We start from the raw sequence: 5,342 nt of genomic DNA on the forward strand, positions 1-5,342 counted from the left end.
TGCGTGAGGTCGGACATGAAATCTTTGTCGGACACCTGCCGCGACAAAGCACTCACTGTCAGCTCAAGTCCCTTCTTTTACAAATTTCGTTCCGCGAACTCCCATACGGGCCAGCGGCATGTGACAGCCGCAGCAAAAGGCCGGACACATGTCAGCACCCGACCACGCTCCGCACTCTTCGAAAGATTCTTCTTGCGCCAACGGGGGCGTCCACATGTCCATGACGATATGGACATCGAGGCCTTCAGGGACTTGAGCATCGATCTCTTTTAGAAACTTCAAGAACTCGACCGCCCGGTGGCGCTTGTAGCATTTGCCGATGACGAACCCCGAGGCGACATCGAGCGCGGCAAATAGCGTGGTCGTACCATGCCGCACATAGCTGTGCGTACGACGCTCCGGTATGGCGGGCATCATCGGCAAGACCGGCGACTCACGAGTGCCTGAATCTGGCTTTTCTCATCGATGCTGAGGACAAGAGCTCGGTTCGGCGGGAACAGGTAAAGGCCGACGATGTCGCGTACCTTGTCGACGAACAGCGGATCGCTCGATAGCTTGAATGTCTGGCTACGGTGCCGGCTGCAAGCCGAACGCCGCCCACATTCTGCGGCAACCTGATCGTCGTTGATGGTTCGAGGCGGCCAGGGCGTGCTCGTCAAGCAGGCCATCACAGCGGCCTTTCAAAAAATCGGCGACGCCACTTGCCAACGTGTGTTCGTGGAGGCCGATTTCGGCAGCCACAGACTTGCTGGGCACTCCATGCGCGCATCGCAGAATCGCGCGGCATCGCTCAGATGGCGACCGGGCAACACGATGACGACGAACTTGCTTCTCCAGGTACGTCCGCTCCTGCTGACTCAGCACCGACGGCGCAATCGGCCGGCATCTCATACCTGCATTCGCCATAAGCGCTCTCCTTCAGAGGTCCCAGCGCTCCTTTTATGTATCGAACTTTGCATTCCAGATGACTAGCCTCGCGGCGCCCAAAGGACGTCGGTCTGATCATGGCAACCCGGCTCGTATCACGCAGCAAAAGTGCACACGTGCGAGAACAAGCGGGTAAATCGATTTCACAACCAGCACTTCTCTTTGGTGTCATAAGCCCCAGCAAGCGGATCACCGACGGCCATCAACTCACGTTTGAGCACTTTATTACTGGAGATGGCTCTCGGAAGCTTCTGCGTAAAGGCGATGTACCGAGGTACCTTAAACGCCGCAAGGCGTGCACGCGCATGGTCGACAATGCGCTCTATGGCCAGAGTGTTTGACTCGATGCCTCTCAATTCGACGACAATTTTGACTTCCTCTCCTCGCTTCAGGTCACGAACCGGTACCGCGGCCACGTCCGCAATCTCTGGAATTTCGCGAATGACCGCCTCAACCTCTCGCGCAGCGATGTTCTCGCTCGAACGGCGGATCATGTCCTTCGTGCGCCCCACCAGCCAATAAAAGCCGAGCTCATCGCGACGCATCAGATCACCAGTCTTAAACCATTCGCCTTCAAACGAGGCGGCATTTGCTTCCGGCTTATTCCAATAGCCCTTGAGGATCCCGCGCCCAGTTACCCACAGTTCACCGACTTCGCCGATCTGAGTGGATCTGCCATCCTCGTTCATTAGTCGCAGCGCTCGGAACGGGGCTCGTATCCCGACCGAACCTGAACTTGCTAACTCGTCGAGTTGGTTAGTCATTCGTGTGGCGAAACCGATCTCAGTCATACCGTACGCTTCCTCGGTCCGCACTCGAAACCGTTTCCGGAATTGGCGCACTGTATCAGGGCTCCAGCCCCAATTCAGGATTTGCTTCAAGCAGGTCGCCCCATCTTCGTTGGCGGCCTCGGCCTCGCGCGCTATCAGTTCGGGAACCTGGCACCACTCTATGCGATGCTGCTTGACCCAACCTAAGAAGCGTGTCGCGCTGAGTTGAGGAGCTAGGTAGAGCGTGCCGCCCTGTCGATACGACCTCAGAAGATGCGCCGGCGGATCGACATAGAAGAATGGCTGCGCAGACAAATACCTTTTGTGCGGCCCATCGTCCCAACACATCCCCTGATACGAAAACACACCCCAGTAGTCATGGGTCAACATGCACCCCTTCGGAAAGCCAGTTGTCCCGGAAGTGTATTGAATGTTCAAAAGATCGTTAGGGCCGACGTCCTCCTCGACCAACGCCTCGTCGACGCCCTCAAGCAATCCGGCGATGGTAATGGGTATCCCGCAGGAAGGCCGCCCCGCGACAATTACCCTCTCTTTGGCAAGATTTTGCGGCCAAGGTTCCATCGACGAGAATGCCGACCATACGCCTTGGTCCACAACGGCGAACTTGGCTTGTGTATCGCTGAGAACATATTCAATCTCCCTTCGCGTATATCGCATGTTAATCGGAACCATGACCGCACCAAGCTTCGCAATCGCGAACCACAGAATCGGGTACTCGATGCGATTGGGAAGCATCACCCCGATGCGATCCCCTTTGCGCACTCCGATTGCACGCAGCGCATGCGCGTATTTGTTAGATGATCGGTCCATCTCCATGTAGGTCGCGCGTTCACCGCGCTCGAACAAATCGATCGCTATCGTTGATCCATGCGTCTTTGCCCGCATTGAAACCAGCTGACCGACGGTGATGGTCTCATAGGCGGATTCCAGCGCCTCGACTTTGTGCATCGCATTTGCGACACGTTTTCTCAGCTGGTTTGGAGTCAATTTTGCTGGGTGCATCATGGGAACACTTCGAACTTTGAGAGAGAGAGAGAGAGAGAGAGAGACGCATGGGAACCTCGGCGGCGCTTCCTGAGCCACTATATCGATCGGGCGCTGCGGAGTGCTTTGATATCAGCAACACGCAGTTGCTCACTCGCGAATGAGGTCCGCGGCCCAACCGACAGTTTAGGACGCCCGGCTCGTGATTGGGCGTGGCCATGATTGGAACATTCAGAGATGGCAGTTCGCCCCTTTTTGACCGGCTCCAACGGATTGACCACGCTTATCATCGGTGCACCTGTCCTATCCGCTCTATCATCATTCACACGAGAGTAGCATTTGTTCGTACCCGATTTATAGAAAGCGATGCACTACCTACTCTGGTGAAAACCTGTATTGACTATTTGAAGCGGCGAAGCCGCTGTAGCTTCGTGGTGAGAGCTAATTGGTCAATGGGAGCGGCGGCTTTTAGTTGCACATGTCGCCAGCGAAAGATAACCGAACGAGTAGCCAAATAGTTGCACGCGTTCTTGAGCAGGCGATAAGAGGCGCCGCCGCTCGCGATCAAATAGCTCAAGAAGCTTTCTACCGCGATGAAAATACCCCGAGGCACCTGCGGGCTATTTTATAGCGCGACAATCAGGGGTTCTTCCGCATATCTGGTGCAGCTTGAGCGACTGGGGTTGGATAGGTTGCGCGGTCGTTCTCAGGCAGCCAGAAGGACGCGTCGACGCAATAGCGGGTAGCTTACCCGGCCATACATTTGTCGTTTGATGGCTTTAATCCTGCTGATCTGGCCTTCGACCGGACCGTTATTGCCGCTCGGACCGCGTTGTTGGCGAAGCTCTTGAACTCGCTGTTGGCTGCTTGTGCGATCCATTCATCGAACTCGGCGATGTCGCTGCCACTGAGAAGGGACACAAACCGCTTCGCCAGATCGGCCGCCGTGGCGAGTTCCGGAGCTTGCGCAAACAGGCGGCCGAGGAACAGCCCGGCTTCAGCATCGATCTGATCCGGATCCTGGCTTAAATACCAGGCACAGGCTTTCCAGGTCGGGTGCGGTTGTGCTGCTCCTCCCGAGTCTGCATCTGCACGCCTGTCAGCGGCCCATCGCGCGACGGTCACCCCGACTTCCAGTATAACTGTTGCTGAAGCTCCCGCCAAAGCTGCTGGCCCACCTGGCAGCCGGAGGCCCACCCCGCTTCGAGCCATGCCGTGAAGGGCGCGAGAAGATGTGAAGGTCTGTGAGGACGCGAATGCTCCGGTTCGCCGCCAGCGGCGAGCCAGCGCTGAACAGTGCGCCTGTCGACGCCGAGCAGTTGGCGATCCCGGATGTCGGGCAACCTTGCTCGCGTAGGCGACAGATTTCATCCCAGCATTCGCGTCGCGCAGTCATTCGTTCCCCCCGCAACTGTGCAAGCCGGGCGGCGGCGCGGAACTGCCGGTCTTCGCTCAGCGCGGACATCATGATTTGCACGGCGGCGGCCACGTTGTGACGATGGCTACCGACCGCGTGGCGCAGGCCCTCACCCAGACTGTTGAGCAGGTGCCAGCGGTCCGCCAAGCTGGCGGCCGAAGAGCGCCGGATAGGATGGCGCAAAATGCAGTCGGACCTAGTCTGACTGAGTCACAAAACCGCCGGCCTGAATCAGTGATGGTTGAAGCATGACCATCAGCCATGAGGCCGACATGAGCGGGCGTGGCACCAAGACGAGCGAGAAGCGATTTGCGGCGTATTTGGAAGGGCTTGCCAATGTCATCGGTCATGCTGATCGGAAGGCGCCGCTGCGCGACTATTGCGTCGGCCTGATTGCCTGTGGCCGTCGCAAGAGCGTGGAGCCGACGGCGTCGGTGACAGCTCCGGAACGGACGGCCGCCCAGCATCAGTCGTTGCTGCATTTCATCGGCAGCGGCGCCTGGTCGGATGAGAAGGTGCTGGGCAGGGTACGTGAGATGGTCCTGCCGGCGATTGAACGCCAGGGCCCCAACGAAGCCTGGATCATAGACGATACCGGATTTCCCAAGCAGGGGTGACATTCAGTTGGAGTTGCACGGCAATATTGCAGGCAGCTCGGCAAGCAGGATAATTGTCAGGTGGCGGTGTCATTGTCGATTGCCTACCACCACGCCAGCCTGTCTGGCTATCGCCTTTAACTTCCGAAGGAATGGACCGAGGACCGCGATCGGCGGCGCAAGGTGGGCATTCCGGCCGAAGTCGGCTTCCGGACGATGCTGTCGAAAAATGCTCTGCCGCAAATCGCTTGTCGGGGCGTGTTCACTTGCTCCTTGCTGGGCGTCACATCGTCTTGAGGTTCTGCGCGATGGCAGCAAGGTGAAACTTGTCGCGGGGCGCCAGAGAGACCTCTGAGTCGCACGCGTTCGAATCCGCGGTACCCAGCTATGCGATATAGTGTCGTTTACCCGACGCGGGGGTGTCAAACCGTCTTCGTCATGCTGACAGTTTTCAGATCACCTTCTTTCCTCGTTCCATGACTTGTCTTGACGCGAACTGGCACATGCCCGGAGGCCGTTTCTTCGTCATGGCTGATCTGGTTGACCCTCCCACTGAAGCGGTCCGCCGGATCGGTGCTGTGTTCGAGATTGAAAAGGCATCATGTTTGCTTGACGACGGCTGCATCT

General features: G+C 57.7%; 3 protein-coding genes and 2 pseudogenes. 1 reads left to right on the forward strand and 4 read right to left on the reverse strand.

Annotated features, from left to right (window positions below; genetic code table 11):
- Positions 1-216: 216 nt before the first annotated feature.
- The 4 genes and pseudogenes from WN73_RS12230 to WN73_RS12245 all read right to left on the reverse strand — a co-directional run.
- Positions 217-906: pseudogene (locus tag WN73_RS12230) on the reverse strand (IS630 family transposase); the annotation flags it as partial.
- A 164-nt stretch (positions 907-1,070) separates the two neighbouring features.
- Entirely contained in the window at positions 1,071-2,723 is a 1,653-nt protein-coding gene (locus WN73_RS12235) for a class I adenylate-forming enzyme family protein (protein WP_271552955.1), read from the reverse strand.
- Positions 2,724-3,102: 379 nt separating this feature from the next.
- Positions 3,103-3,279: a hypothetical protein gene (locus WN73_RS12240; RefSeq protein ID WP_271552956.1), complete on the reverse strand. Its 177-nt coding sequence runs from the start codon at positions 3,277-3,279 to the stop codon at positions 3,103-3,105.
- 170 nt (positions 3,280-3,449) lie between these two features.
- Positions 3,450-3,827, reverse strand: a complete 378-nt coding sequence (locus WN73_RS12245; RefSeq protein ID WP_271552958.1) for a hypothetical protein — start codon at positions 3,825-3,827, stop codon at positions 3,450-3,452.
- Positions 3,828-4,391: 564 nt separating this feature from the next.
- On the opposite strand from WN73_RS12245, the pseudogene WN73_RS12250 reads away from it, so the two are divergent.
- Positions 4,392-4,931: pseudogene (locus tag WN73_RS12250) on the forward strand (IS701 family transposase); the annotation flags it as partial.
- Positions 4,932-5,342: the final 411 nt, after the last annotated feature.

The organism is Bradyrhizobium sp. CCBAU 45394, from assembly GCF_028128655.1.
Classification (GTDB): domain Bacteria; phylum Pseudomonadota; class Alphaproteobacteria; order Rhizobiales; family Xanthobacteraceae; genus Bradyrhizobium; species Bradyrhizobium diazoefficiens.

Coding starts and splice junctions, on each gene's coding strand:
- WN73_RS12235 (WP_271552955.1), bottom strand. CDS start 2,723: ATGATGCACCCAGCAAAATTGACTCCAAACCAGCTGAGAAAACGTGTC.